20 protein-coding genes and 1 pseudogene are annotated in these 26,863 nt (G+C 51.9%); 18 read left to right on the top strand and 3 right to left on the bottom strand.

Annotated features, from left to right (window positions below; all coding sequences use genetic code 11):
• The first annotated feature begins 384 nt into the window (after positions 1 to 384).
• From PLA01S_RS03225 to PLA01S_RS33160, 3 genes and pseudogenes are all read left to right on the top strand, one after another.
• Positions 385 to 1,266 carry a DUF2599 domain-containing protein gene (locus tag PLA01S_RS03225; RefSeq protein ID WP_218033635.1) on the top strand — a complete coding sequence of 294 codons (882 nt, stop codon included), beginning with the start codon at positions 385 to 387 and terminating at the stop codon, positions 1,264 to 1,266.
• A 195-nt stretch (positions 1,267 to 1,461) separates the two neighbouring features.
• Entirely contained in the window at positions 1,462 to 1,770 is a 309-nt protein-coding gene (locus tag PLA01S_RS03220) for a hypothetical protein (RefSeq protein ID WP_127590026.1), read from the top strand.
• 111 nt (positions 1,771 to 1,881) lie between these two features.
• Positions 1,882 to 2,231: pseudogene (locus PLA01S_RS33160) on the top strand (helix-turn-helix domain-containing protein); the annotation flags it as partial.
• A 597-nt stretch (positions 2,232 to 2,828) separates the two neighbouring features.
• On the opposite strand, the gene PLA01S_RS03205 reads toward PLA01S_RS33160, so the two are convergent.
• The gene (locus PLA01S_RS03205; protein ID WP_127590025.1) at positions 2,829 to 4,970 is read right to left on the bottom strand and encodes an alpha-amylase family glycosyl hydrolase; all 2,142 of its coding nucleotides are present in this window, start codon (positions 4,968 to 4,970) and stop codon (positions 2,829 to 2,831) included.
• 436 nt (positions 4,971 to 5,406) lie between these two features.
• On the opposite strand from PLA01S_RS03205, the gene PLA01S_RS03200 reads away from it, so the two are divergent.
• The 13 genes from PLA01S_RS03200 (at position 5,407) to PLA01S_RS03145 (ending at position 22,094) form a co-directional block, all read left to right on the top strand.
• Positions 5,407 to 6,552, top strand: coding sequence for a serine hydrolase domain-containing protein (locus PLA01S_RS03200; RefSeq protein ID WP_127590024.1), 1,146 nt, complete (start codon positions 5,407 to 5,409; stop codon positions 6,550 to 6,552).
• A gap of 80 nt (positions 6,553 to 6,632) precedes the next feature.
• Positions 6,633 to 6,755, top strand: a complete 123-nt coding sequence (locus PLA01S_RS32790; RefSeq protein WP_272868129.1) for a hypothetical protein — start codon at positions 6,633 to 6,635, stop codon at positions 6,753 to 6,755.
• Between the two features lie 153 nt (positions 6,756 to 6,908).
• On the top strand, positions 6,909 to 7,865 hold the full coding sequence (locus tag PLA01S_RS03195; RefSeq protein ID WP_127590023.1) for a GNAT family N-acetyltransferase: 957 nt from the start codon (positions 6,909 to 6,911) through the stop codon (positions 7,863 to 7,865).
• A gap of 35 nt (positions 7,866 to 7,900) precedes the next feature.
• Positions 7,901 to 8,608: a PIG-L deacetylase family protein gene (locus tag PLA01S_RS03190; RefSeq protein WP_127590022.1), complete on the top strand. Its 708-nt coding sequence runs from the start codon at positions 7,901 to 7,903 to the stop codon at positions 8,606 to 8,608.
• A gap of 507 nt (positions 8,609 to 9,115) precedes the next feature.
• Positions 9,116 to 9,730 (top strand): alpha/beta hydrolase, encoded by a 615-nt coding sequence (locus PLA01S_RS03185; RefSeq protein ID WP_127590021.1) that lies wholly within the window; start codon positions 9,116 to 9,118, stop codon positions 9,728 to 9,730.
• A 140-nt stretch (positions 9,731 to 9,870) separates the two neighbouring features.
• Positions 9,871 to 10,818, top strand: coding sequence for a carbohydrate ABC transporter permease (locus PLA01S_RS03180; protein ID WP_127590020.1), 948 nt, complete (start codon positions 9,871 to 9,873; stop codon positions 10,816 to 10,818).
• 18 nt (positions 10,819 to 10,836) lie between these two features.
• A complete protein-coding gene (locus PLA01S_RS03175) occupies positions 10,837 to 11,676 on the top strand; it encodes a carbohydrate ABC transporter permease (protein WP_100540313.1) in 840 nt (279 codons plus the stop codon).
• A 153-nt stretch (positions 11,677 to 11,829) separates the two neighbouring features.
• Positions 11,830 to 13,200 (top strand): ABC transporter substrate-binding protein, encoded by a 1,371-nt coding sequence (locus PLA01S_RS03170; RefSeq protein WP_127590019.1) that lies wholly within the window; start codon positions 11,830 to 11,832, stop codon positions 13,198 to 13,200.
• 98 nt (positions 13,201 to 13,298) lie between these two features.
• Entirely contained in the window at positions 13,299 to 15,110 is a 1,812-nt protein-coding gene (locus PLA01S_RS03165) for a cache domain-containing sensor histidine kinase (RefSeq protein WP_127590018.1), read from the top strand.
• Positions 15,103 to 16,725: a response regulator transcription factor gene (locus tag PLA01S_RS03160; RefSeq protein WP_127590017.1), complete on the top strand. Its 1,623-nt coding sequence runs from the start codon at positions 15,103 to 15,105 to the stop codon at positions 16,723 to 16,725. The genes PLA01S_RS03165 and PLA01S_RS03160 overlap by 8 nt, the downstream gene beginning before the upstream one ends.
• A 50-nt stretch (positions 16,726 to 16,775) precedes the next feature.
• Complete coding sequence (locus tag PLA01S_RS03155) at positions 16,776 to 18,806, top strand: heparinase II/III family protein (RefSeq protein WP_127590016.1); 2,031 nt, start codon at positions 16,776 to 16,778, stop codon at positions 18,804 to 18,806.
• Positions 18,807 to 18,824: 18 nt separating this feature from the next.
• Entirely contained in the window at positions 18,825 to 19,961 is a 1,137-nt protein-coding gene (locus PLA01S_RS03150) for a glycoside hydrolase family 88 protein (protein WP_127590015.1), read from the top strand.
• 255 nt (positions 19,962 to 20,216) lie between these two features.
• A complete protein-coding gene (locus PLA01S_RS03145; protein WP_127590014.1) occupies positions 20,217 to 22,094 on the top strand; it encodes a DUF2264 domain-containing protein in 1,878 nt (625 codons plus the stop codon).
• 95 nt (positions 22,095 to 22,189) lie between these two features.
• On the opposite strand, the gene PLA01S_RS03140 is transcribed toward PLA01S_RS03145, so the two are convergent.
• The gene (locus PLA01S_RS03140; RefSeq protein ID WP_127590013.1) at positions 22,190 to 23,281 is read right to left on the bottom strand and encodes an oxidoreductase; all 1,092 of its coding nucleotides are present in this window, start codon (positions 23,279 to 23,281) and stop codon (positions 22,190 to 22,192) included.
• A gap of 145 nt (positions 23,282 to 23,426) precedes the next feature.
• On the opposite strand from PLA01S_RS03140, the gene PLA01S_RS03135 reads away from it, so the two are divergent.
• Positions 23,427 to 24,335 carry a LysR family transcriptional regulator gene (locus PLA01S_RS03135; protein WP_127590012.1) on the top strand — a complete coding sequence of 303 codons (909 nt, stop codon included), beginning with the start codon at positions 23,427 to 23,429 and terminating at the stop codon, positions 24,333 to 24,335.
• Between the two features lie 141 nt (positions 24,336 to 24,476).
• Positions 24,477 to 25,745 carry a threonine ammonia-lyase IlvA gene (gene ilvA, locus PLA01S_RS03130; protein WP_096774986.1) on the top strand — a complete coding sequence of 423 codons (1,269 nt, stop codon included), beginning with the start codon at positions 24,477 to 24,479 and terminating at the stop codon, positions 25,743 to 25,745.
• 143 nt (positions 25,746 to 25,888) lie between these two features.
• Here ilvA and PLA01S_RS03125 read toward each other — a convergent pair whose 3' ends face one another.
• Positions 25,889 to 26,827, bottom strand: a complete 939-nt coding sequence (locus PLA01S_RS03125) for a hypothetical protein (protein ID WP_127590011.1) — start codon at positions 26,825 to 26,827, stop codon at positions 25,889 to 25,891.
• Positions 26,828 to 26,863: the final 36 nt, after the last annotated feature.

The following is a 26,863-nucleotide window of genomic DNA, read 5'->3' as shown; positions in this document are numbered from 1 at the left end:
ACGGTGATTCAAAATCCGATGTGATTCACTGGTACCGACTGTCGGCTGCCTTCCTAGTTACGTCTGGATCCGGAAGAGAATCTATTATTTGTTCACCACTACTTGATCGAATCATACTAACATGGACTACATTGAAGGTTCTAAGCAGCTACTTGAAGATGAATCTGTTGATATTATCAATAATCATTAAGTGAAAGTTTTTTGTTGCATAAAATGAAATTACTAGACTATAAGCTGATATGGATTATGAAAGAAAACAAAAATTCGAAACGTAAACTTTACATCCATATAATCAACCTAATATTTGACAAAAAAAGAAATATATAATAATCTTCATACTATATATAAAATATTACTATAAATAAAAAAGGAGTTGTTTATTGTATGAAAAGTTCTAAATCACTGTCGTTAGTACTCGGTGTAGCATTACTGTTAAATTTCGGGCATGTAATATCTGCTGAAGGAATGAACACTTCTCTGACTGACGGTGTAAGTGCGCCTCTAACTCAATTAACTACTGAAGAAGGTAAGACATTCGGTGTTGGAGAACCAAAAGTTAAAAATGAATCTGCAAAATCGATTAAACTTAATAAAACAATGAAACAAAATGAAGTTGAGCAATCTATTAGTTTTATACCTTCTGCTGATGACACTAGTATTGAAATTCCGTTTGAATTTACGAATGGAGAGTATTTGGAACTTAATAAGGATAACGAACCTGCATTGAACCTAGAAGGCGTGAATATAGAAAAAAGCGCAACCGGCATTGCCGGAAATATTTACAATAAGGATGGGAGGTCTATTGGAGTATTCTCTGCAACTCTTATTGGAGACGAGGAAGGAGAAAGTCTTTTAGCAGATACTACAGGTGATATTTTGAAGTTACAAGCTAACGCAAATAATATTAATGCACCAATTGAAATTCAAATTCGTGCTACTTCGACATATTATTCAACTTATTTCTCCAGTTTCCAATGGATAAATAGAGGTGGTCCATATCCATTGTCGCTAAGTTTAACACATACAAATTACATTTATGAAGCAAGAACGACTCCTGAAGAAGAAGCAAGAATGTTTGATAGTTGGGATAAACTTTATGCAGTTCACTCGAGTTCAACAAACTGGTCCAATACTCAAGGAATGAAAGACCAATACATGTGTCATGTACAATTTGCCGAGTCTAAAAATCCTTGGAATTTGGAGCCTGCTAGACCAGATGTAGGTTTTTGGAATACTGTAACCGCAGCTTGTAATCCAGAACATTAAATATCTTACATATTGCTGCAAAAGTATTGTATTTTATTCTTCTAAATCGGATTTTAGTTATAATGCCAAGACTGCACTCATATTTTGCGATTAATGAAGTTTTTATATTATTAATGTTATGATGGAACTTCCCTTAAAAGAGTTCCATCATCTTTTTATTTGAGTTAAGATTGAGGAATAACAAGGGGGGGTTATATGGAAATTGCAAATGTTTTTATTAATTTTAGACCAATATATATTTTGTTCATCGTCATTCTAATTATCACATTGATGATCACAATTTTTCTGAAGAATCATGATAAAATCATTAGTGAGTTTACATTAGCAATTACCTCAATAATTAGTTTTGCAGTATCCGCTTTTATGACTTATCAAATAGGTATTCTTTCTGATGAATTAGGGGTTGGTGGTGATGTTGTTTCCTTTGTTATGTTTATTGTAGTAGTGATATTGTCGTTTGTTAATGTCGTTGTTTACTATTTCAAAAAAAGAATAGCTCGTTGAAGAAGTATAAAAATTTTTTCATTCCGCATAAAAGGAGGAGCTTCTTGACTCTGACATTAACCTCTGACAGAAATGTCAATTACATTAGTCTCTACGTTAATCGGACAAAGTTCTAATGTCCGTGAATTAGAAGGAGCTCTTGTCCGTGTTGTAGCATATTCATCTCTAATCAACCAGGATATTGGAGTCCTCAGAAGTTCTGAAAATTTATTACAGTCTGTCGCACCAAAGAATTTAGGATACTAATGATTCAACAACGAGTAACTAGAGGATTTTAAAGAATGAAAAGAACAAAAGCAGAAGCATTTCCGCGTCAGTTCGCAATGTACTTATCCAGAGAACTCACAGCATTTCATTAAATAAATTAGTGAACAGTTCAGAGGCGAGATCACACTACAATTATTCATGCATACGAAAAAATAGTTCATATGCTCAAAAAGATCAGGAACTTTGTAAAATAATAAATACTTTAATGGATAAAATTACAGACTAATAACAAAGTAAAGGCTGGTATTCTCCCCTCATGGTAGACAACGAAAAAGAGACATCTGTTAAGATGGGCTTACATGTTGTCTGCTGGAGGGGATTTTTTCATGAGCAGGCAACATGGGATTCGGAATAACATACAAGTTGAGGTATGGGTAAAATGGCATCAAGAAGGTAGAGCTCTAGAATAAGAAGCCTTTCACAAAGGGCGGCCAAAGACTAGGTTTACCAGCCTTGAGCTTATTTAAAGGCGGAGGTCGCATACCGAAAAAAGTGGTATCCAAATTTACACGGGAGTGACGAGTAAAGCCATCCGATGCGAGGTCATCGAGAATGGATAGCCGCATGAACTAAAACCAGCTCTGGTAATCGTCCCGGAGCTGGTTTATTTGATGGGTTGCAGCTTATTGGCTGAAACTATTGGATTGCTGCTGCCAGTTCTCGTTGGTGGTCGTGCCGCTCGCTTGAGCGGTTAAGATGTATAGCATACAGCTTGCTAACGGCTGCCAGCGCACATTCAATTTGGCCGTGTCGCCTACCTGATAAGTGAAGAAATGTAATGGTTCTTGGGCTTACGGCTGCCAGTTCACGTTAATGGTGGCTGTGCCGCTCGTTGGAGCCGTGAAGGTATGATTCGATCCGCCCTCCCACGTTACCGTCGAGCCTTGTTTTTTCAGGAATTTGAATTCGATGGTTTTACCGGCCGGTACGCTGACGTCATAGTACCAGGTTGGGTATTGGTAGATAACCTGGTTGTACAACGGTCCGATGGCTTTGGCAGGATCCCAATTGCCGAGCTCGCTTACGCTGCCAGCCAGGTACACGTTTTGTCCGAGCGCAGTGGTGGCATTGTTCACCACAAACCGGACGCTGACTTGATCCCCGGTCAGCACTTCGAAGTTGTCGTGTACATTGCTTGAAGTGCCAGCGCTATTGGCGACTTTGATGTTATACACACCACCGGCTACCGCAGGGATCTTCACTTTGATCTGCGTGTCCTCCCATGCCGTAATGTTAGTGCCTGTTACGGCCGTTGAGCCGAAGTATACCGTACCTTTGGTTGCGCCGAAGCCGCGGCCGTCAATGGTGATGGTTGCGCCTGGTTTGGCCATCATCGGTCCTACGTGCCCGATCGTTGGCGAAGTCACGGCTGTGGTATATTGCCATACGGCCGTACCGCCCGCAGCGAGCGTAAAGTTGGAAGCTGCTCCGCCTGTGCCAACGGTCAAGCTGTTGCCGTTCAGAAGTCCGCCCAGCACGTCGGCATAGCTGCCGGCAGGCAATGAAGTCGCCAATCCCGTAATGGTGGCCGGCGTATTCATGTTGCGGTTTACAGCAATAAGCGCCACGTTGCTGCCGAATTTGCGTTCATAGATCAGAACATCATTGTTGATCCAGCGCTCCTGCGTCGTTCCATAGGCGATGGCCGGATTGGATTTGCGTAGTGGCGCCAGCTTTTTAATTACTTGGTAAGCGGTCGTCGTTGTAGAGAAAGAAGGAATTCGTGCCCGGTTGTCAGGGTCGTTGCCGCCGGACATGTATTGCTCGGTTCCGTAATAGATGGCTGGCACGCCGCGGGAAGTGAGCGTGAAGGCCAGCACTTGCTCCAGCTTACGGCGGTTAGCGCTGTTATTGTGGAAGCGTTCCATGTCATGGTTATCGATGAACGTAACCTGATCCTCCACCTGCGCATAATCGGTTGATGAGCCCTCCAGCATGGACTTCAGACCATACATATTGTCGGTATTGTCCCTGAATACCTGGCGTACCTTCTGGGCGAAACGGAAGTCCAGCAGGCTCATGCCGGATTCGTTGGCGAACTTATGGTTCTCGGCGCTTACTTCGTTCACGCCGAGGAACCATTCGCCGAAGGTGAAGACCGGCTTGTAGTTGTTGACGGTGGCCATGAAACTCTTCTGCCAGCCAAATGGCATATGTTTCACCGCGTCCATTCGAATCCCGTCAATGCCCAGATCAAGCCACATTTTGATGGCGTCCTTCAGGTAAGTATCCACGGTGCTGTTATTGTGATTCAGGTCGGCAAGGTCGTACAGGTTTTTGTAAATCCCGTTCTCTGTTGTTGAGAAATCGGTGCCTCCGTTATGATGGAACAAATTCTGTGTATCGCCCGTGTATCCGCCGAGCAGGGTGCCGTTGTTGTACAGCTTGCCGTTCTCCGCGAATGAAGGCTGGTCGGAGGAAGCGGGAGAGGTGTGGTTCGGTGCGAAGTCGATGATGACTTTGATGTTCTTGGCATGAGCGGCTGCGATGAGATTCTGGAAATCGGCGATCGTGCCGTAAGCCGGGTTCGTTTTCTTGAAATCTCTGGCCCAATAGCCGTGATAAGCGGTGTTGTTCACGCCGGAATAGTTGATGACGCTGTAGATGTTCTCAACAGGCTGGGAGATCCAGATGGCGGTAACTCCCATGCCGGTCAGGTAGCCGTCGTTGATTTTGTTAATGATCCCTTGCCAGTCACCGCCGCAGTATAGCCTCAGATTGGTACAGGTACCGTCAAAGGCAGGTCCGGTCGGGTTGTTGGCCGCATTGCCGTCGGAGAAACGGTCCGTAAAGATTTGATAAATGACATCCGTGCTGAAATTTTGTTTATTGGACACCGAAGTATCCGGGGCCGCATGAGCAGGGCCGAGAAGGCTCAAGGCCAGGGACAAGCTAAGGGCAAGAGCAGTTGTCAGTTTGTAAAACTTTTTCATCGTCATTCCTCCTATGTAGCTGATATAGAGAAGGCTGGTTTTACTAGCTTATCGGCTGCTTGAGTTTCACCTCCCATACTAAATCGGGCAACAAAAAACCCCGGAATCTCCTGTAGAGAAACCGGGGTTGTTCCATACCGTGTGTGAGGTGACGGAATGCATGGCCCTTAAATTATGCGAGTGTTTGATTTCAACATTATTGTAAATGGAAGCGTATTCAAGTGTCAATATATTATATCCAAATAAAAGGAAAATTTAAGTGGGATGCGATGAAATTAAATTTTATAATACTTAATTTATATTGAAACAAAATTTTACAGACCATATAATAGGTTTAGGAAACGTTTACATTTTCAAAGGTACTGTGGAGTTAAATGATGTGTCTGTTATTTAGTATTCCAAACTTAAGGACTTGCAGCAAAGGAGGGAAGATGGGATGGCGAGCAGCGCGGAAGCTGGTGCAGAGCAGCTGGGCTTGGGAATCAAGGGAGTGAAATCGGCTTGCGCCGCCATTGAACGCGAGATTGCCGCAGGTACGACACCGGGTGCTGTACTCGGGGTTCTATATGAAGGCAGGGAATGGTTCTACGCAGCCGGCTATGCCAATCCCAAGCCAGCGCAGGGGCAGCCTGTGCCTGTCAGCGAGGATACGTTATACGATTGTGCATCCTTAACCAAGGTGGTGGTTACGCTCCCGTTGATTCTGCAATTGATCGATGAGGGAGTCTTGACCTTAAGCACAAAAGTGAGTGACATTCTGCCCCCATTCGGAACGGCAGGCAAAGAAGAGATTACGGTAGGCCAACTGCTGACGCATACTTCCGGACTCCAGGCGGATATGAACCTGCACTCGCAGGGCTGGGACAGGGAGCATATGTGGAATGCCGTTCTTTCAGCACCGCTCGTGACCAAGCCGGATACCGAGGTGATTTACAGTGATCTGGGATATTTGGCGCTTGGCTGCACGATTGAGAAGGTGCTGGGAATGCCGTTAGACCAGGCAGTAAAGGGAAGGGTGTTGGATCCGCTGGGCATGCATCATGCCACGCTGACTCCTACGCCGGAACAGGCCGGCCGCTATGCCACAACGGAGTATGAGGATACCATCCAGGATCATCTGTGCGGGATCGTGCATGATGAGAAGGCACGGGCCTTGGGTGGGGTATGCGGCCATGCCGGTTTGTTTGCCACAGCAGGCGATCTGCTGCAGTACGCCCGAATGTGGCTGGAGCAAGGGGCGATCCCGGCAACGGCGAGTCCAGAGGCGGTGGGCAGCGAATCCCGCATCTTATCTCGGGCTGGGGCTGCTACAGCCACTCGTACCCATACAGGACATATTCATGGCTCCAACCGTGGTCTGGGGTGGGTACTGAAAGGGGATAAGATGGATGCTTCCGGTGATTGGATGGGTCCGGGCTGTTACGGACATACCGGCTTTACCGGAACCAGCATGTGGATCGATCCCGAGTCAGATCTTGCGGTCGTACTGCTGACAAATCGCGTATACGGGGGGCGGAGCAGCAGCGTGGCTCAGCTGCGCGCACAGGTCCACAACGCGTTGACGGGAGCCGTGGCATGGTGAGATGGGGATGAGTCGTCGTTCGATTCGGCAGCGGCAGCCGTCCGGAGGCGATGTGACGCCTGGTCGACATCCGTCCAAGCATGCCCGGATCCCGCACCGTGCGCACAGGGAGTAGTGCGCACGATGTACAAATAGCCGTCGTTCGATTCGGCAGCGGCAGCAATCCGAAAGGGGATATGACGCCGGATGGACATAAGCAATGACAACATTGAGCCGGTACATTTATGGGGAGCTTGTAAATAGATGTACCGCCCAGTACATGAAATATTTTGGTTAATTATGATGAACCGGTTGCACGCCGTTCGCGGCAATCACAGCCAATCCAAGGACTTACGACAATAAGGAGGGAATACGCAATGACGAGTTTAACCTACAGGTCTTACCGGCCTGGGGACGAGGACGGTATCACTGCTCTGTGGAACGCCTGCCTGCCGGGAGATCCCATCACCCGGCTCCGTTTTCGGAATTTGGTGCTGCTCGATCCGAACTTTGATCCACAGGGGCTGCGGATTGCAGAGCAGGAGGGCCGCATGATGGGCGTCCTGTATGCGGTGCGCCGGAGGCTGCCGATGATCGGCACCGAGCTGGAGCCGGATCACGGCTGGATCACCTTCTTCTATACCGATCCATCGGTTCGAAGACAGGGGGTAGCGTCGCGGCTGCTGCAGGAAGGCGAAGACTATCTTCGCGGTCATGGACGCAGCAAAGTCTTTTTCTCCTCGTATGCCCCGAATTATATCGTGCCGGGCATCGATGGCGAGCGTTATCCGGAGGGCTTGGGGTGGCTTGCGGCCAGCGGTTTTACCCGCAATTACACGGCGGTTGCGATGGATCGCTCCCTGGTCGATTTTCATATGCCGCCGGAGGTAACGGAGCTGAAGCGGCAGCGGGAGGAAGAAGGCTTTACCTTCACGCTGGCCCAGGACAGCGATTTGGTGGAGCTGATCGAGTTTGCGACGGACGTGTTTAACCCGGATTGGGGCCGGGCGATTCGTGAGGGACTACTGCAGCGACTAAGAACGGATCAGATCCTGATTGCGCGCGATCAAGGAAAGCTGGTAGGATTCTGCCTTCATAACGGATATGAAGGTGTGGTTGAACGATTCGGTCCGTTTGGCGTAGACCCGTCGATGCAAGGGAAGGGTCTCGGCAAAATCATATTATATGATTGCCTCGCTCTCATGCGGGCTCAAGGACTGCACGGTGCCTGGTTCCTCTGGACGGGCGAGCAAAGCCCCGCAGGACATCTGTACCGCAAAGCCGGATTTCACGTGACGCGCCGGTTCGATATTATGAGCAAGCCGCTTCAATAGATTCTACTACTTTTCATACAAAGGGGAGATCCGATTTGACGGAAGCTAAGCAGCATCATATTTTGGCGATTGGCGGACATGCGGGCGATATGGATCTTACGGCAGGAGCCGTAATCGCTAAATACACGCAGGCTGGCCACAAAGCAACGTTTCTTCATTTAACGCCGGGAGAGAAGGGACACCCTCGACTGACGCCCGAGGAGTACGCGAAGCAGAAGATTGATGAAGCTCACCAATTTGCCGATATCGTAGGCGCGGATGTCCGATTCCTTGCTTACAAGGATGCCGAGCTACCGCTGGACGAGGAAGTGAAGTATCAGGTAGCGGACATCATACGGGAAGTGAAGCCGGATATCATCATTACGCATTGGAAGGAGAGCATCCATAAGGATCACTCCAATACCCATTACATTGTGGAGGACGCCCGCTTCTATGCTGGGCTGAAGACGATTGAACGGGAGCTTCCGGCCCACTATGCCCAGCATTTATACTATGCGGACAATTGGGAGGACCCGTATGATTTTCATCCCGAGGTATTCATTGATATCCCGGATGAAGCCTATGAAACGTGGGTGAGAGCCATGAACGTGTACGCTTATGCGCGCGGGGAAACCTATGGCTTCCCGTTCATCGAATATTACAAAGCGCTCACGATCGTGCGGGGAGCTCCGGTGAACTTCAAGCGGGCTCAAGCCTTTGCCGTTCCGAGAGGCGTGTTAACTAAACGATTACAGTTTTTCTAAATATATGGTTTTACATCCAGACAACTGGAATAATACCTAATGAAATCACAAAAAAATTGTGAGAAATGCCAAAACATCCACTGACATTATACATATCTTTTGATATAATGAGTGATGTTACGGGGGAACACGTACGGAATCATATAGAGAATACAAACAGGAGAGGAAGTCTTCCATATGGAGGCTTCCTCTCTTTTCATTTCGTCCAATGGTTGTGGAAAATGGCGACATAGCGTTTCCGATGGCGGTTCTGATCGGGATGCGGAAGGGTGGCTGGCTGTTGCATTTTTTAAAATCCATGGTATTATGTATTTAAAGAATCTTAAATTAAAGATATTCAGATGGAATTTTAGGGTAGCCTAAGATGTGATTGTAGCCTAGTTTATGATGTGATTTTCAGGGTAACCTTTGGTCCTATTGGGCTATTCCGGGGCATTCTAACATTCATGGTTGTCAAACGAAATCGGAATCTAACTATATAGCCAATCGAAAGGAGAGTAAAAGCACATGGAACATACTCATATTTACCGCCAGGGAACTTCCCCGGAGGCACCAACCTTACTATTGCTGCACGGTACCGGGGGGAACGAGGAGGATTTGCTGCCGCTGGCCGAGATGATCTCGCCAACGTCGAATGTGCTAGGGGTCCGCGGGAACGTGCTGGAGAACGGCATGCCGAGATTTTTCCGGCGTCTGGCCGAAGGCGTGTTTGATATAGAGGATCTCGTGAAGCGCACGAACGATCTGAATGAATTCCTGAACTGGGCAGCTGCCGAGTACGGTTTTGACCGCAGCCGCGTCGTGGCAGTCGGGTATTCGAACGGCGCCAATATTGCGGCCAGCCTTCTGTTCCACGAAGGAGATGCGCTGCAAGGGGCTATTCTTCATCATCCGATGGTTCCGCTGCGGGATAAGACCTTGCCGGACTTGTCCGGCGTTCCGGTCTTCATCGCGGCCGGCCGGCGCGATCCGATGTGCACACCGCAGGAGAGCGAGGATCTGAACGAACTATTGAGCGGGGCAGGCGCGGACGTGAAGCTGCATTGGGAGAACGGGGGGCATCAGCTCAGCCGTGCAGAGGTCGGGATGGCCGCTGCCTGGTTTAAGGAGAAGTTCCTGTAATACCGGGCATGCCAAGATCCATGATGCGTTCCCTGTCTAATCAAGTAAAAATGAAAGCGAATATGATCAAAATACCGTCAATGCGTTGGCGGTATTTTTTTTATACTTAACCCATCGAATAAGAATCGAGGGGGTCCGACATGGCACAGACAATGGAGACGATGAAGAAGCCTGGCGCCCAGCCAACGCGGGGGTACAAGTCCCGGGGATCCTTGCAGCGGGGAGAGAACCTATGGGGGATCGCATTCGTAAGCCCGATGCTGATCGGCGTTATCATTTTAGTGCTGTTTCCGATATTGGCAACGCTTGTGCTGGGGTTTGCCGATTGGAATTTCGTGCAGGGCTGGGACGGTATCCGATGGGTCGGGTTTCAGAATTTCCGCCAGCTGCTGGAGGATGACATGTTTATCAAGTCGGTACGCAACAACATCTTGTTTCTGTTGACGGTGCCGATCTATATGATGATCTCGATGGCGCTGGCCATTTTGATCGATCGGTTCGTATATATGAAGGGCTATTTTAAAGTGGCTTACTTCATGCCCTACATATCCAACATCGTGGCGGTTGCGGTCGTATGGCAGGTGCTGTTCCAGCCGTCCTACGGGCCGATCAACGAAATACTCCGGACGCTCGGGATGTCCAATCCGCCCAAGTGGATTGCCGATCCGAATTTCGCACTGATTTCCATTATGCTGATTTCGATCTGGATTTCCATCGGCTTCAATCTAATTATCTATATCGCTGGGCTGCAAGCCATACCGAAGGATCTGTACGAAGCGGCGGACATCGATGGAGCGAACGGCTGGACGAAGTTCAGGCGCATTACGCTGCCGCTGTTGTCGCCGACATCTTTTTTCCTGCTGGTAACGGGGATCATCTCCACATTCAAGGTGTTTGAAATCATTGCCGTCATGACCCAAGGCGGGCCGATTGGCTCCACCACGATGATGGTCTGGTACTTATATGATACAGCCTTCATTAACCTGAAGGTAGGTTATGCATCGTCCATTGCCGCGGTTTTGTTCGGTTTTGTCATGCTGATTACACTGGGGCAGTGGGTCGCTCAGAAGAAGTGGGTCAACTACTAGGAGGGAGGGCGCTGCTTTATGGGGACAAGAGTCGGCGTTGACTTGCGCAAGCTTATCGTCACGATCGTAATGTTCGTGGTGAGCATTCTGTTTCTCCTTCCCTTTATCTGGATGCTGGTTACATCCTTTAAGGTGGAGAGAGACGTATTCGTATATCCGATTCAGTGGATTCCGCGGGAGTGGAATGCGATTCAGAATTACAAGGAGGTATGGTTCGGCGATTACCCCTTCTATCTCTATTATTGGAACTCGATCAAGGTCAGCCTACTGACCACAATCATCTCGGCCATGGTATCTGCCCTGGCAGCCTACGGCTTCTCCAAAATCCGGTTTGCCGCCGGCAATTGGCTGTTCATCATCGTGCTGGTGACCTACATGATTCCGGGCCAGGCCATCCTGATCCCGCAGTTTATTCTCTACCGCAACATCGGGCTGTTCGATAACCATTTCGGCCTCATTATGCTGGGAAGCTTCAGCGTGCTGGGAACGTTCATGCTCAGGCAATTCTTCATGGGGGTGCATCAGGAATTCATCGAATCCGCCAAAATCGACGGCGCGAACCATCCGCGAATATTCTGGTCGATTGCGCTGCCGCTGGTAAAGCCCGCTGTTGCCACGTATGCGATCCTGCGGTTCATCTGGACGTGGAACGATTATCAGAATCCGCTCATCTTCCTGCGGACAGACCGGCTGTTTACGATTCCGCTGGCGATGCAGAAATTCACGTCCTTGAGCGGAGAATTCTATTCCCTGATCATGGCGGCTGCCGTGTCGGCGATATTCCCGCTGCTGATCGTTTTTATCATCGGCCAGAAGAGCGTCATCGAAGGCATTGCGCTGGGCGGGGTCAAGGGCTAGGAGCCTCGGGAATGAACGGGTAAAAATAGTTCCAACATCAGTAAAGATTGTTTTATGGTTAAGATGTAAGCGCTCTATATAATGTGGATAGTTACAGCTAGAATCGTCACGACCTTACATACCGATAGATATCAATGGGGAGGGTTATAGACAATGATGAACAAGAAATGGTGGTCAGGCGTGCTCACGGCCGCGATGGTGATCGGGTTGCTGTCTGGCTGCGGTGGAGCGAAGGAAGATGCGGCACAAGAGGGCTCTGCGCAAGGGGGGGGCAAGACCAATCTGAGGCTGTACACCTATGGCACGGAGGAAGCTTACAATTGGAAGAAAACGATCCAAGCCTATGAAGAGGCAACGCCGGGCGTGACCATTGAGCTGGTCCAGCTCAGCGAGAAGGGAGATACGCAGGAGGCGTTCAAGAAGCTTGATCTGGAGGCGGCATCCTCGGCCCAGATGGACATTCTGATGTTCAGCGATCCGGCAGGTTATGCGCAGCGGGTGGCGCTCGGCATGGCGGAGCCGCTGGATGACTTTATCGCGAAGGACGGGTACAGCGTGGAAACGGATTATAAAGTGGATACTCGCCTCGACGGCAAGGTCTACGCGCTGCCCGGCAAGTTCAACCCTTGGTATGTGCTGCTGAACAAGGATCACCTGGAGGAAGCGGGACTGCCGGTTCCAACGGACTGGACCTGGGACGAATATGCGGATTATGCCAAAAAATTGACCCAGGGCGAAGGAGCGTCAAAGCGCTACGGGACGTATTTCCATGGTCCGCAGGGGGGCGGATGGCTGGAGTTTCTGAAGCTGATGATGGCCAATCAGCCCCAAGATACCGACTATTTGAAGGCCGACGGCTCTTCCAATCTGGATAACCCGACCTTCAGGCAGACGCTGGAGCTGCGCGTGCGGATGGAGCAGGAGGACCAATCCTCGGTGCCTTACACGGACATGATTTCCCAGAAGCTGAATTACCGGACCCAATTCTTCAATCAATCCGCAAGCATGATCACGATCGGCAGCTGGATGAACACGGAGATCGGCGGAACGGATAAAGTGCCGCTGGACTTTAATGTTGCCGTAGCCCCTTTCCCTAAAAACGAAGAAGGCGATCCGACGGGACTTACGCCGGTAACCACGGATTACGTAGCGGTGGCTGCCAAGTCCAAGCATAAGGAAGAGGCTTATAAATTCGTCCGCTGGTATACAACGGAAGGACAAATCGTGCAGGGCAAGAACATTCCGGCCTGGCAGCAGGTGAAGACCGAGCAGGTGGAAGAGATCATCGACACCATTCTTTCGGCCACGAAAAGTCCGGAGAAGGTAGACAAGAAATCGCTCGTGGACACATTGGTTGCCTCGAAGGCCTCGGCCATCGTCCCTCCGGCGCCTTATCAGGCGGAAGTGTACGAGGCGGTGAACGAGGAATACGAGAAGCTGATACTGGGCAATCAGGATATTGATCAGACTATCGCGAATTCGCAGGAGCGAGTGAACAAAATTGTAGAATCCAACAAAAAATGATCTGGTATAATAGACAAAAAAATCGGGACGAAACTCTTCGTCCCTTTTTTTGAATTCGCGTGTATCATTCCCGTCACGCCATACCCGAGGTGGATCCTATGCCCGCACGACTGAAGAGCCTGATCCCGAGCTCCATCAGGCATAAGCTGATTTTGGCTGCCGTCACCTGCATCGTCGTTCCCGCCATCGTCAGTTTAATTCTGTACAATTCGTTAACGAAGGAAGCCTTGAGGCAGCAGGCGGTGTCCAATGCAAGCGATGCCCTTCAGTTGGTCCGCGGATCGGTGACGAATCTGCTCTTAAGCAAAATCAATATCGCCAATTACATTCAGATGAATTCCGGTTTGAATTCCTACTTCAAGCAGGTGGTCTCCGGCAACGAAGACCCGGATCCTTACCGCAGGTTCATAGAATCGAACCGGGTACTGGAGCATCTGGACAGCTTGACGGTCGTCGGCGAGAAAAGTTATGTCACCGTCATTCTGGAGAACGGCTCCTATTATATGAACTATTCCGTAAGCGATTACAATCCGCTTGATTACAGGCAGCGGCCCTGGTTCGGCCAGATTTCGGAGCTGCAAGGCTTGGAGTCCTTGTGGACGGAGCCGGAGGCCACGATGTTCCGCTCCGACCAAATCGATCATCCGACGCAATTATCGGTGGTGCGCACGCTCCGGCTGCCGGATTCCGAAATTTACGGCTACGTGATCGTGACGTTCATGGAGGATCAGATCAGCGGGATCTTCAACTCCCTTTCGGAAGGCAACGATATGGTGCTGCTGGATGCCAAGGGAACCATCGTTTCCGGCAGTCATCAGAACCAGATCGGAACGACCTTTGCTTATCTCGATGACTTGGATCAAGAGAAGCCGTATTCAGTCGTGCCGATGAATGGGGAGAAACAGCTGATGGTACACCAGGACATTCCGTTTGCCGGATGGCGGCTGGTGCTGATGCAGCCGTACAAGGATGCGATCGTCAATATTAACTCGATTTTTAACCGGGTGTTCTTGTTTCAAATGTGCTCCTTTCTGATCTTTCTACTGCTGCTCATTGCGCTTGTCCGCGCTTTTACCAAGCCGTTAGTCAAGCTCGGCAAAGTGGCAACCTCCGTGCAGCGCGGAAATCTGGAAGTAAGGTCGAATGTTCATGGCAATGATGAGGTGGGGCGGCTCGGTCATTTATTCGACGACATGCTGGACCGGTTCAAAGCCATGATCTCTGAAATATCCGAGAACCAGGCGAGAAAACGAAAAGCGGAGCTCCGAATGCTCCAAGCCCAGATTCATCCTCATTTTCTGTTCAATGTCTTGAATTCGATCCGAATGAAGGTCATGAAACGGGGCGATCCCGAAAGTGCCAAGATGATCGGCTCCCTGTCCGTGCTGCTCCGCATGACGATCAGCCGCGAGGAGGACGAGATTGCGCTTCACGAAGAGATCGACCTGATCTCGCATTACGTCGCCCTCATGAACCTCCGGCAGAAGGAGGAGGTCAGGCTGGAGCTGGATATCGCGCCGGAGGCTTTCCTCTTCAAGGTGCCGCGCTTCTTTCTGCAGCCGATCGTGGAGAATGCGCTAATCCATGGGCTCAACCAGCAGGCAGGGACGATTCGGATTACAGCCGCCAAGAAGGGCAGGCACCTCGTGCTGACGGTGAAGGACGACGGCATCGGCATGGATGCCGCCATCCGGGAGTCGATTGCCCGGAGAATCCAGGGCGGATACGCCGGGTCTTCGACGCAGGAAGAGGCAAGCGGAGGCAGCTTCTCCCATATCGGTCTTCAAAACGTGATGGAACGGATGAGCATGGTGTTTGGCGGGGCTTTCCAATGTCACGTCTACAGCGAGCCTGGCCAAGGAACGATGATCGAGATGTTAATACCGGAAAGAGGGAATGCGGATGTATAACGTGATGCTGGTGGACGATGATTATCCCGTCATCGAGCTGTTGTCGGAGGCCATCTCGTGGAATGAGCTGGGCTTGAATCTTATGGGTAGCTATGAGAACGGAATGAGTGCTTGGGAGGATGCAAAGTCTTCGCCTCCGGACATTCTGATTACGGATATCGGCATGCCCAAAATGAACGGGCTTGAGCTGTCCGCACGTATCAAAGAAGTGAAGGCCGATGTGCGGATCGCCATCCTGTCCTGCCACAACGAATTCCAATATGCCCAGCAGGCCATGCGCCTGAACGTGCAGGATTATTTGCTGAAGGATACGCTCGACCCTGAGGAGCTGGCACAGCTGCTGAGGCGGTTCAAGCAGGCGATGGACGAGGAAGCCCAGAAGGGCTGGGAGCGGTCGCGGATGATCCATCTGGTGGACGAATCCAAGGAGCTGCGGAAGGAGCAGAGCCTCAAAAATTTTATCCACCAGCCCTTGCTGTCCCCCGAAAAATGGCGGCATGAGCTGTCGGAGTATGGGGTGCTGAAGCCGGGTTATCACTGCCTTCCCGTGGTCGGACATCTGGAGGATGTCCGGGAGATCAAGCACCGCTTCGCTTCCAACCAGACGCTGCATTTTGCCCTGGGCAACGTGCTGCGGGAGGTGCTGGATCAACTGAATCCGGATGCGGTGCATGTCATATACGATGCAAAGTCTTCGCTGCTCCTGTTCTCGTATCGACCCGGCTTGGGCAGCAACATATACGATGAGGCCGCCGCCTGCCTGAAGGAGCTGCAGCGGACGCTCGAGCGCGTGCTGCGAATCCGCATGTCGTTCCTGATCGGCCGGGGCTGCGCGGCTCCTGAAGGCTTAAAGGCAGGGCTCAATGAACTGCTGGCCTGCCAGAATCAACGATTCTATCTGGAGCCGCAGGAGATATCCAAACTGAGCGGAGCGCTTGAACAGAAAAGTCTGCATGCGGATTCCGATCTCTTCGTTTATTATGAACGGGCCAGCTCGGAGCTGCGGGAATCGCTGCTTGGAAAAGAGGGCTTCGGCGGGGTGCGCGACACGGTCGATCGGTGGATCGCATGGATTCAAGGGAAGCGGTACGCACCGGAATCGGTCAAGGACTGGATATTGAAGCTCCTGCTGGATCTGAAGCTGAGGCTTCATCTCCTGCACTCGCTGTCACCCGCCTATACGGCGGATGCGCTGCACAAAGAGATCATGGACATGGATTCCCTGAACGAGCTGAAATCCTGGCTTCACGATTATTTGGAATCCACCATACAGGCTATGGATCGAGGATTCGGGGGCAGCAGAAGATCGGAAGTAGCGGAGGCCTGCAAATACGTGTCCCTTCGGCTCGACCAGAGGATCACGCTGGATGACGTTGCCGGCTGCCTGCACCTGAATCCGAGCTATTTCAGCCGCATGTTCAAAAAAGAAACCGGCGTCACCTTCATCGAATACGTTACCCGGATGAAGATGGAGCGCGCCAAGGAGCTGCTGCGGCAGACAGACCGCTCGGTCGGGGAAATCTGCGAGAGTCTGGCTTACGACAATGTGAGTTATTTCAGCAAGACATTCAAGGCGTATACGGGAGTAACCCCCGTAGAGTTCCGGAACGGTTGAAAGGGCGTCTCCAACAGGCGTCGAAACGGGAAGGAGGAAGTTTTAGTCCGATGAACAGGATACAGGAGCTGACAACGATCGTGAACGGGATGGCTCCCGCCGATCTGCGGATGTATTACCAAGGCGGGGACCAGAGGTCCTTCTGGGAAGGTATCCGGCGAAGCGGGGATTACGAGCAGGATATATCCGAGATTCGCGAGGAAGGGGAACGGCTGCTGTCTGTCCCGAACCCGCCGCTGACGTATGACTTATTCACCCGATTTGCCCGGCAGGGAACGAGGCTGGACTATGAGAAGGTTTATTTCGAGCGAAGGCTCCGGCTGAATACATTTGCCCTGCTGACCCTTCTCGAGCCGGATAAGGAAGCGTATCGGACGGCTCTCCAAGAGATGATCTGGTCCATCTGCGATGAGTATACCTGGTGTTTGCCGGCGCATCTGAACGCGGAATCACCGGGCGGCATCAAGGGGACGATTGATCTGTTCAGCGCCGAGACCGGGTTTACTCTCAGCGAAATTCGCGTGCTGCTGCGGGACTATCTTCCTTCACTGCTGATTTCAAGAATTGAGGAAGAGGTTCAAGAGCGGTTATTCATCCCTTTCCTAAGCCGTGAGCACGGCTGGGAGACCGCGACGCATAATTGGTCTGCCGTCTGTGCCGGCTCCATCGGCTCCGCCGCGCTGCTGCTTATGGAAAGCGGAGAATCCCTAGCGAAGGTTCTGTTGAAGACGGAGCGGTGCATGGACTATTACCTGCAGGGCTTTGGTGCCGATGGAGCCTGTCTGGAAGGGCTGGGATACTGGAATTACGGGTTCGGTTATTTCGTGTATTATGCCGATTTGTTGCGCAAGCGCAGCCGGGGTGCGTTGGATTGGTTCCTTGCGGAGAAGGTCGGCCGCATCGCCTTGTTTCAGCAGCAGGGCTTTTTGGGAGGGAAGGCCGTTGTCAACTTCTCCGATTCACACCCGGAAAGCACGGTACATATCGGCTTGTCACATTATCTGGCCGGATTGTACGCAGACTTCGAGTCTCCGCCCCAGTCTCTCCGGTCGCGTTACCGCGACGATCATTGCAGCCGCTGGGCTCCGGCTTTGCGCAACCTGATCTGGCGGAACCCCTTGCTGGAGGGAAGCGATTGGGAAGAGGCAAGTTATTATTTGCCCGATGCCCAGTGGCTGATCTCCCGCAGCGCCCACGGAGGCGAAGTGTACGCGTTTGCCGCCAAGGGTGGTAGCAACGGCGAGCCGCACAACCATAATGATCTCGGGCATTTCATCCTGTACGGTGCCGGGGAAGTATGGTGCTCGGACCTTGGCTGCGGGGAGTACACGGCGGAATATTTCGGCGAAGGACGGTATGGCTATGATTGCAACGGTTCCCAAGGCCACTCCGTGCCGATCATTGACGGTCATTATCAGCGAGAGGGTTCGGATTGCGCCGCGGTCGTATTGGAAGCGGTGACGGGTGAAGCCGTGGATCGGCTGAGTCTCGATCTTACCTCGGCCTACCGCGTTCCTGCGCTTCGGGCATTCACGAGGAAGCTGGAGTGGAACAAAGAGGGGAATCAGCCGGAACTGACGCTGAGCGACCGCTTCACGTTCGATTCGTCCCCAGGCAGCTTGGTGGAGCGGATCGTCACCAGAATACAGCCCGAGCTGGTGCTGATCGATGGCCGACGGGTTGTCGCGTTACGGACAGCGGGAGTCCAAGAGCAAGTAAAGGCAGGAGGGCAAGAAGCCGTTCAGGTCTTAGAAAAGACGGCGGAGCTGATAGCAGCTGAAGAAGGGGCCGGGGATCAGCCGGCTCAGGTTCGAGGTGGAAATTGGGAGGTACCGGCTCAGCACCGAGGAGGAAACGAGAAGCAGCTTAAAACAAAGGACTCTATCCCGGAGCCTGCTTTTTCCGAGGACGACAGGTCCGGCCTGCTGATCCACTTTGACAGCGAACTGGTGGAGCCTGAGCTGACAAGCCATGTTTACCGTGATCACTTCGGCAAGGAAGCGGCTTGGTATGCCGTGGATTTTAAAGTGAAGGCCACTGGCTTGCATGCGAATATCGATTTCAGATTTCAATTCATATGAACAGAGGAGTGGACAGGAATGAAAACGGAGATCGCTTTGGATTGGTTGACGGAGGCCTGGGAGAAATCGCTTGCGAAGACGCAGCGAAACGTAACGCGGATCGGGACGGGATTTCCGCATGCCAGCCAGAATGGAGTCTACCAATTGGAGTCGCCGCATTGGTGGACGGCCGGCTTCTGGCCGGGCATGCTGTGGCTTCTGTACAACGACAGCGGGGTGGCGGAGCTTAGAACAACCGCCGAGCAGTGCGAGCTCATTCTGGATGACGTGCTGAACGAATATGTTCGTCTGGACCATGATCTCGGCTTCATGTGGACGCTCACCAGCATGGCATCCTACAAGCTGACCGGCAGCGAAGAGTCCAAGATACGCGCGCTCAAGGCAGCCAACTTCCTGGCTGCACGCTTCAACCTGAAGGGCCAATATATTCGAGCCTGGAATCCATGGTCGGAAGGGGAGGATAACGCGGGCCTCGCCATCATCGATTGCGCCATGAATATGCCCCTGTTGTTCCAGGCGTCGCAGATCAGCGGGGATCCCCGCTATCGGCATATTGCCGAAGCGCACATGGATACGGTGGTTCGGGACTTCGTCCGGCCGGATGGTTCCGTCTATCATATCGTTCGATACGATCCGGTAACCGGTAAGCGCCTGGAAGGGATCGGCGGCCAGGGCTTTGCACCGGAATCCGCCTGGTCCAGGGGAACGGCGTGGGCGATCTACGGCTTAACGCTTGCCTACCATCATACGGGCAAGTCGATATACCTCGACACGGCCAAAACGGTTGCGAATTTCTTCCTGGCAAACCTGCCGGAAGACCATGTGCCATTCTGGGATTTCCGCACGCCGGATGAGGCACGCATATATCGGGATTCCTCTGCCGGTGCCTGTGCCGCCAGCGGCCTGCTGCTTCTGGCGGACAAGGTGGAACTGGGGCAGGGGGCCGTATACCGGGCGACGGCAGTCCGAATTCTGGAATCGCTGTACCGGAATTACGGTACGTGGGATAACGATAAAGAGGAAGGCCTAATTCTCCACGGCACCAGTCATTATCCGGAAGGCCGGAATATCGACGTGCCCCTGATTTACGGCGACTTTTTCTTTGTCGAAGGACTGGCGCGGCTGAGAGAGAAGGGGCCTTTTTACTGGGAATAAAGGAGATTGAAGCGGACGGATCGGGTACAAGGACAGGGGCAGAAACAGGACCAGAGATAGGAACAGAAAAAAAGAAAAGCTGAGGAACAGCAGGCGTACCCGGAAGAGGATAAGAGAAGAAGCAGCACTGGGAAATGGATAGTAAGGTAGATTCTCAGGAAGAGAATAAGAGAAACAGGCGCTCTGGAAGGGAAGAGTAGAAGTAACGCAAGTAAGAGAAGTAGAAAAAGCATTCCGAAATGGAGTGAAAATTAGATGAGCATACAGCCTACAAGGAATGTCGGTCGCGGCTCGACCCATCCGGTTACCCGGAATCCGCTGCGGACAAGAGAGGATGTGCAGGAAGCACTCACCCAACTGCTCGAGCCTCTGAATAAATATTACAGCGAGGGGCGTGCACGATTAATCCTCGACCATTCGGGCGTCGACGCCTATGCCGATATTGCGGAGATGGAGGGCTTCTCGCGCGTGCTGTGGGGACTCGTTCCCGCCGTTGCCGGAGGCTCCCATGGCGATCTGTGGGAGCTATCTCTGCAAGGGATACGTTCAGGGACCGATCCGGAGCATGCGGAGTATTGGGGAAAGGTTAACGACTATGACCAACGGCTGGTGGAGATGGCGGTATTTGGAATGGCCTTTGCTCTGATTCCGGATCGCATCTGGCAGCCGCTGAGCGAGAAGGAGAAGGCTAATCTCTATCAGTGGCTCGATCAGATTAACCATCATCCTTGCTATGATTGCAATTGGCTATTTTTCCATGTATTTGTCAACGTCGGTTTCCGCAAAGCAGGCTTGCCGTACGATGCGGGGCAGTTGGAGAACAATCTCCAACGAATCGAGGAGTTCTATCTGGATGCGGGCTGGTATAGCGATGGAATCGGGGGGCACAGCGATTACTACGTGCCGTATGCTTTTCATTTCTACGGCCTGATCTATGGGCAGTTGATGGGAGAGGAGGACCCGGAACGCGCCGGGCGTTACAAGGAGCGGGCGGCGTTGTTTGCCCGCGATTTCGTCCACTGGTTTGCCCCCGACGGGGCGGCTGTTCCTTACGGGCGCAGCTTGACGTACCGCTTTGCCCAGTCGGCCATCTGGTCGGCTGCGGCTTATGCCGGACTGGAAGGGTTTAGTCCGGGCCAGCTGAAGGGGCTGGTCCTGCGAAATCTCAGATGGTGGTTTCGGCAGCCTATTTTTGACCGGGACGGCGTGCTAACGGTGGGGTACGCTTATCCGAACCGAATCATGTCGGAGAACTATAACGCGGCCGGCTCCGTGTACTGGTCGTTAAAGACGTTTCTGATCCTGGCTTTGCCGGACGGTCATCCGTTCTGGACGGCCGAGGAGCAGGAGCTGGCGGAGACGGGAAGTATTTCGGTCCAGGAGCCTGCACATCTGGTCCTTTGCCGCGACCAGCAGAACGGCCATGTGGCTGCGTTCAATACGGGCCATCCGTCTACCAATGAGCATACGCATACTTCTGCCAAGTACGAGAAGTTTGTCTACTCTACCGCCTTTGCGTTCAGCGTGCCGAGGGCGGAATGGGGACTGGCTCAAGGTGCTTTTGATTCCATGCTGTCGCTAAGCGAAGGTGATCGACTGTACCGGGTCAAACGTTTAGGCGAGGAGACGCGGATTCAGGAGCATGTGCTGTATGCAAAATGGAAGCCGTGGAGAGACGTGGAGGTACGGACATGGATAGCTGCGGGGCTGCCTTGGCATATCCGCATTCATCGGATCAGCACGAGCAGAATACTTGATGCTGCAGAAGGCGGGTTTGCTTTAGGTTTAGGATCTCTGAACAGCTCCCGGGCGATAGATGGGGCAGCATCGGCTTCCGGTACCTTCGGCACGAGCGCCATCTATGGCATGCTCGGTTACGATACGGCAGAGCTCATCTATCCCCAGGCCCATACCAATCTGCTGCGTCCCCGAACCGTCATTCCTTCGTTGAGGGCGGCGCTCGAACCCGGAACCCATTGGCTCATATCGGCTGTGCACGGCGATCCGCGTGCTCCGGTCATCGAAGAGCCTTCCATGGAGGCTGTGAAAGAGGGGCTCGGCGTAGAAATCTTACATCGTCAGATTAAGATATCCACGCAGAATGGGAATGTTATTGTGATTCCCATGGACTGATTGGCATGCCGTCATTCGTAAGTTGGAGGCGGATTCGTCTCCGTACCCAATAAAACACGAAAGCCGGGGATTGATAACCCCGGCTTTCGTGCGCTTCATATAAGCACCTCATCCTCCCTGATCGTGGCGATGGGCTGCAGAAATTGATGATCGAAGGGCCGGAGCTCTGTCCCTGCCCGAGCTTTATTCACCCAGTCCGGATTGACCAAGGCGCTGGTGCCGATCGCAACGAAGTGCGCATGGCCTGAAGCCAAGAGTCGCTCCGCGACAGCCGGATCACCGAGTTTGCCGTTCGCGATGACGGGAACGCTGCTATACGTTGTGGCAAGCTCGGCTAAGGTCGCCTCGCCCTCAGCGAAAGCGGGGGCGTAAGCTTTGTACTCCGTCGTGTGAATGTAAGACGGTGAAGCCCCACTCAATTGACCGAATATGATCTTGGCATCTTCCACTCCCTGAGCCCACTTATGATGAAAATCGTTCACCTTGCCCTGGGAAACCCGAACACCCACAATATAGTCCGGGCCAACGGCAGACCGAATGGCTTCCAGCGTCTCAACGACAATTCGAATCCGATTCTCCGTGGCCCCGCCGTATTCATCCGTTCTGTGGTTGGTGTAATCGGTTATGAATTGATCGAGCAGATAGCCGTTTGCCGCATGGATTTCAACCCCGTCGAATCCAGCGGCCTTGGCCCGAAGTGCCGCATGAGCAAAATCCTGAATTGTTTGTTTAATCTGAGGCGGGGTCATCTCCTGTGGGGTGGCGAATTCCCCGCTTCCCCCATGGTCCTCAAGCATGGTGCCCACCGGCTTCACCGATGAAGGGGCAACCGGTACGAATCGCTCATGCTGAACCAGGGCCCCGGCGTGCATCAACTGTGCGATGATTTTACCGCCCTCCCGATGAACAGCTTCGACGATAGGCTTCCAGGACGCAGCCTGTTGGTCATTGGCCATGCCGGGCTGGTTGAGATAGCTTTGGCTCTGTACGGCATCCGGATAAAGGCCTTCCGTAATGATCAGACCGAACCCGCCCTTCGCGAATCTCTGATAATATCGGACCATTCGGTTGTTAGCCAGGCCATTCGGCTCTGCGCTCGTTCTGGTCATGGGTGAGAGTACGGCGCGATTGCGCAGCTTCAAAGATCCTAATGAAGTTTCGGTTAGCAGGCTGGGGTATGAATGCATGGATGTATCCTCCTCAAGGGTTAAATTCGTCTTATGCAACTGACACTTTGTAGGTATGAACAGATTGTATTCCGGATCGTCTATACTGTAAAATGATAGAAATTGATGTATATATCAAAAAAAATGATACTGAAAGGTGAGCTGGATGGACTTAACGGATTTGAGGGTTATATCCGTCATTGTGGAGGAAGGCAGCGTATCGGGAGCTGCCGAGAAGATGGGGTATGTGCAATCCAACGTGACGGCGCGCATACGCAAGCTGGAGTCCGAGCTGGGTGTTCCCTTGTTCGACAGACATCCAAAGGGCGTCTCCCCCACGGAGAAGGGGCTCGTTCTTCATCGATATGCCAAGGAGATTCTCGGCATGGCTGAGGAAGCCGTTGCAGCAGTGAAGGAGCCCCCTTATCCCAGCGGTCCGCTTGTGATCGGCGTCGTGGAGACGATGGCGACATCGCCATCCTTTATTCAAGCCTTGTCCGAATTCCAACGAATCTATCCGGAGGTCGCGCTGTCTCTCGTAAGTGGAACTTCTCCACAGCATGAGGAAAGCATGCTCAGTCGAAAATTGGATGGGGCATTCATTACCGGCGATTATGACAGGTCACGGCTGGAGAGCGAGCTGGAAATCCGGGAGGAGGTGTCGCTGCTTGTTTCGTCGGAGAAATACGGAGAAGAGGAGACGTTCGAGGCGTTCGGTCTTTCGGGTGCTTCTTGGATCGTGTTTCCCAAGGGATGTCCGTTCCGGAAGTCTAACGAGGAATGGCTTCGCAGCGAAGGGATCGCCACAGCAAACATGATCGAGATCAGCACATTGGAAACGATGCTCAGCTGTGTACGAGCCAAATTGGGTTGCGCGCTTCTGCCGGCAGCGGCCATTCCTTGGTCCGATCCAAGTTTAAGGGCCTACCCCGTTCCGGATGGGTATCGCATTGCCACGACACAGCTCGTCCGTCGCAATGAATCATTCCGCAGCAAGGCGTTTGCTGCTTTTGCAGCATGCGTCAGAGAAGCGGGCGGGATAGGTTCGACTGGAAATCAGGCCTCATGCTCTTGAAATCATCACCATTTTGCGAAGGCTTGCCAGAAAAGGGCGGGATATTTTCATGAAAAGTGATACAATGATAGAAATACGTAAATAAGGGTAGCGGAAGGATCAACGTTTACCTGGCAGCGAAGTGGGAGTGTGATCGAGAGAATGGAAGAGACGTATACGGCAAAACGGGCAGTCAGCATGGAGGACATCGTGCGCGCACACCACGTGCTTCGTGAAGTGATCGTACGCACGCCGCTGCAGCGGGACGCTGTGCTATCGGCTAAGTATGACTGCGAAGTGTATCTGAAGCGCGAGGACCTGCAGGTGGTTCGCTCCTTCAAGATCCGCGGCGCTTACAATATGATTCGCAGCTTGTCGGATGAAGAACGCAGCAACGGCATTGTGTGCGCGAGCGCGGGCAACCATGCGCAAGGGGTGGCTTTCTCATGTAACGCGTTGAATATTAAAGGCAAGATTTACATGCCGAGCACGACCCCGAACCAGAAGGTGAAGCAGGTGAAGCGTTTTGGCGGTGGCAGTGTCGAGGTGATTCTGACAGGTGATACCTTCGACGATGCATATGCTGAAGCGATCAAGGCCTGCGATGAGTATGGCATGACCTTTATTCACCCGTTCGATGAAGCGAAGATTATCGCGGGCAACGGCACGATCGGGATGGAGGTTATGGAGGAGCTGGACGCGCCGGCCGATTATATGTTTGTCACCATCGGCGGCGGCGGTCTTGCGGCTGGCGTGGCAACGTATGTAAAAACCGTCAGCCCAACGACGCAAGTCATTGGCGTTGAACCGCTCGGGGCTGCGTCCATGATCGAATCCAAGAAGCAGGGTGAGGTCGTCACCATGCACGAAATCGACAAATTCGTGGATGGCGCCGCCGTGAAGCGTGTCGGGCAGCTGACTTATGATATATGCTGCGAGTTGGTTGATGACATCGTGACGGTTCCGGAAGGAAAAGCCTGCACCACCATCCTTGAGTTATATAACGAAAATGCGATCGTTGTAGAGCCTGCCGGGTCGCTGGCCGTGGCTGCGCTGGATATGAACCGGGACCGGATTCGCGGAAAAACGGTGGTATGCATCATCAGCGGCGGCAATAACGATATCGACCGGATGCAGGAAATCAAGGAGCGTTCCTTGATTTATGAAGGGCTGAAGCATTACTTCATGATTAACTTCCCGCAGCGTGCGGGAGCACTCCGTGAGTTTCTGGAAGAAGTGCTGGGTCCCGATGACGATATCGCACGCTTCGAATACACGAAGAAGCATAACAAGGAAGACGGGCCGGCCCTGGTGGGCATCGAGCTGTTAAGGCCCGAGGATTACGGCCCGCTGGTAGAGCGGATGCAGCGCAAGGGTCTGGATTATACGGAGCTTAACAAGAACATGAACCTGTTCAATCTGCTGATTTAAGAGGTATACAGACCGCGATAAATAGGCTCAGACCACGATTAAAAGCCGGATTCTCCTATAAACGGGAAACCGGCTTTTTTTCATATCTATTCATTAGGTTGACAATCTTGCTGAACGTAGGGAATGGTCTGAGCTTTGTTCCTCTAGTCGAGCGGAACCGCCTTCGCACGATACTGCTCCACTTCCTGGGTCAACTTGTCCTTGTTGCTCTCAAGCACTTCAGACCAGGACTTTAGCTTTTTCAAGAGAGCGCTTTTGGAGACGGTGTCGCTGTCTTTGAGGACGTTATCGAAGGCTTGCCGCACTTCCGGGTCCAGAAGATTGTCCTCGTACTTGAATAGCGGCGTATTGTTATAGCCGTAGAATAAGCTTAGCTCAGTAAAACGAAGCTTCAGCTTCACATCAGCGGCTCGGTTTGATTTGGGATACGTCGTAATAAAGGCCTCCTGCGCAAGTCCACGTTCAATGACCTCGGACCAAGGGATCACCAAGGCGGCATCACTGACGGCAGGCTTTTCGGATTCCACGATCATGATGTCAATATAGGCCTGAATATCCTTATTGATATAAGGCTTGTATGGTTTCAGTGTCGTATAGTCGATAATCGGGAAGATGACGCCTTCGGTCGTATATAGTCTGTAGCCGCTGTCCCGCAGGTTGATGAGCACCTTGCGAAGCGTGTCGTCCTTGGTTTTGTTAATGGTGGTGTTAATCGGTTCCCCGAATTTGTACAGGTTCATCAGTTTATCCTGAATGCCGATTTCATACACCTTGTCGGTTTTGGCCGGGAGCGCATCATTCATCGCATTCTCCAGTTTGAGCACCAGCATGGTCGCCTGATACGTGGTTACGCTGCGTATATGCTTGGTAATGTAAGACTTGGCATAAGCCACGTCAGATTCCTTCAGCAGTTTACTGGCTTTGTTGTAAACCGCATTGCCGAAGGCGGTAGCTTTACTTGAGACGGCGGTTGAACCAGCTTGGGATACGGATGCAGGTGCCGCGTTAGCGATGACGCCAGTCTGGATCGATAGAATAAGTGCAAGGATGGCAGCAATCGCGGATTTTTTTGATTTTGACATATATATTCCTCCCTTACCACACATTACCCTTATCCT

Source organism: Paenibacillus lautus NBRC 15380, assembly GCF_004000945.1.
Taxonomy (GTDB): Bacteria; Bacillota; Bacilli; order Paenibacillales; family Paenibacillaceae; genus Paenibacillus_AQ; species Paenibacillus_AQ lautus.
The sequence above is the reverse complement of the archived record's forward strand: the minus strand, read 5'-3'. Positions and strand labels throughout refer to the sequence as shown.

Bases quoted from the DNA above. Each gene is read 5' to 3' on its own strand.
- PLA01S_RS03225 (WP_218033635.1), top strand. From the start codon at position 385: ATGAAAAGTTCTAAATCACTGTCGTTAGTACTCGGTGTAGCATTACTG.
- PLA01S_RS03220 (WP_127590026.1), top strand. From the start codon at position 1,462: ATGGAAATTGCAAATGTTTTTATTAATTTTAGACCAATATATATTTTG.
- PLA01S_RS03205 (WP_127590025.1), bottom strand. From the start codon at position 4,970: ATGAAAAAGTTTTACAAACTGACAACTGCTCTTGCCCTTAGCTTGTCC.
- PLA01S_RS03200 (WP_127590024.1), top strand. From the start codon at position 5,407: ATGGCGAGCAGCGCGGAAGCTGGTGCAGAGCAGCTGGGCTTGGGAATC.
- PLA01S_RS32790 (WP_272868129.1), top strand. From the start codon at position 6,633: ATGCCCGGATCCCGCACCGTGCGCACAGGGAGTAGTGCGCACGATGTA.
- PLA01S_RS03195 (WP_127590023.1), top strand. From the start codon at position 6,909: ATGACGAGTTTAACCTACAGGTCTTACCGGCCTGGGGACGAGGACGGT.
- PLA01S_RS03185 (WP_127590021.1), top strand. From the start codon at position 9,116: ATGGAACATACTCATATTTACCGCCAGGGAACTTCCCCGGAGGCACCA.
- PLA01S_RS03180 (WP_127590020.1), top strand. From the start codon at position 9,871: ATGGCACAGACAATGGAGACGATGAAGAAGCCTGGCGCCCAGCCAACG.
- PLA01S_RS03175 (WP_100540313.1), top strand. From the start codon at position 10,837: ATGGGGACAAGAGTCGGCGTTGACTTGCGCAAGCTTATCGTCACGATC.
- PLA01S_RS03170 (WP_127590019.1), top strand. From the start codon at position 11,830: ATGATGAACAAGAAATGGTGGTCAGGCGTGCTCACGGCCGCGATGGTG.
- PLA01S_RS03165 (WP_127590018.1), top strand. From the start codon at position 13,299: ATGCCCGCACGACTGAAGAGCCTGATCCCGAGCTCCATCAGGCATAAG.
- PLA01S_RS03160 (WP_127590017.1), top strand. From the start codon at position 15,103: ATGTATAACGTGATGCTGGTGGACGATGATTATCCCGTCATCGAGCTG.
- PLA01S_RS03155 (WP_127590016.1), top strand. From the start codon at position 16,776: ATGAACAGGATACAGGAGCTGACAACGATCGTGAACGGGATGGCTCCC.
- PLA01S_RS03150 (WP_127590015.1), top strand. From the start codon at position 18,825: ATGAAAACGGAGATCGCTTTGGATTGGTTGACGGAGGCCTGGGAGAAA.
- PLA01S_RS03145 (WP_127590014.1), top strand. From the start codon at position 20,217: ATGAGCATACAGCCTACAAGGAATGTCGGTCGCGGCTCGACCCATCCG.
- PLA01S_RS03140 (WP_127590013.1), bottom strand. From the start codon at position 23,281: ATGCATTCATACCCCAGCCTGCTAACCGAAACTTCATTAGGATCTTTG.
- PLA01S_RS03135 (WP_127590012.1), top strand. From the start codon at position 23,427: ATGGACTTAACGGATTTGAGGGTTATATCCGTCATTGTGGAGGAAGGC.
- ilvA (WP_096774986.1), top strand. From the start codon at position 24,477: ATGGAAGAGACGTATACGGCAAAACGGGCAGTCAGCATGGAGGACATC.
- PLA01S_RS03125 (WP_127590011.1), bottom strand. From the start codon at position 26,827: ATGTCAAAATCAAAAAAATCCGCGATTGCTGCCATCCTTGCACTTATT.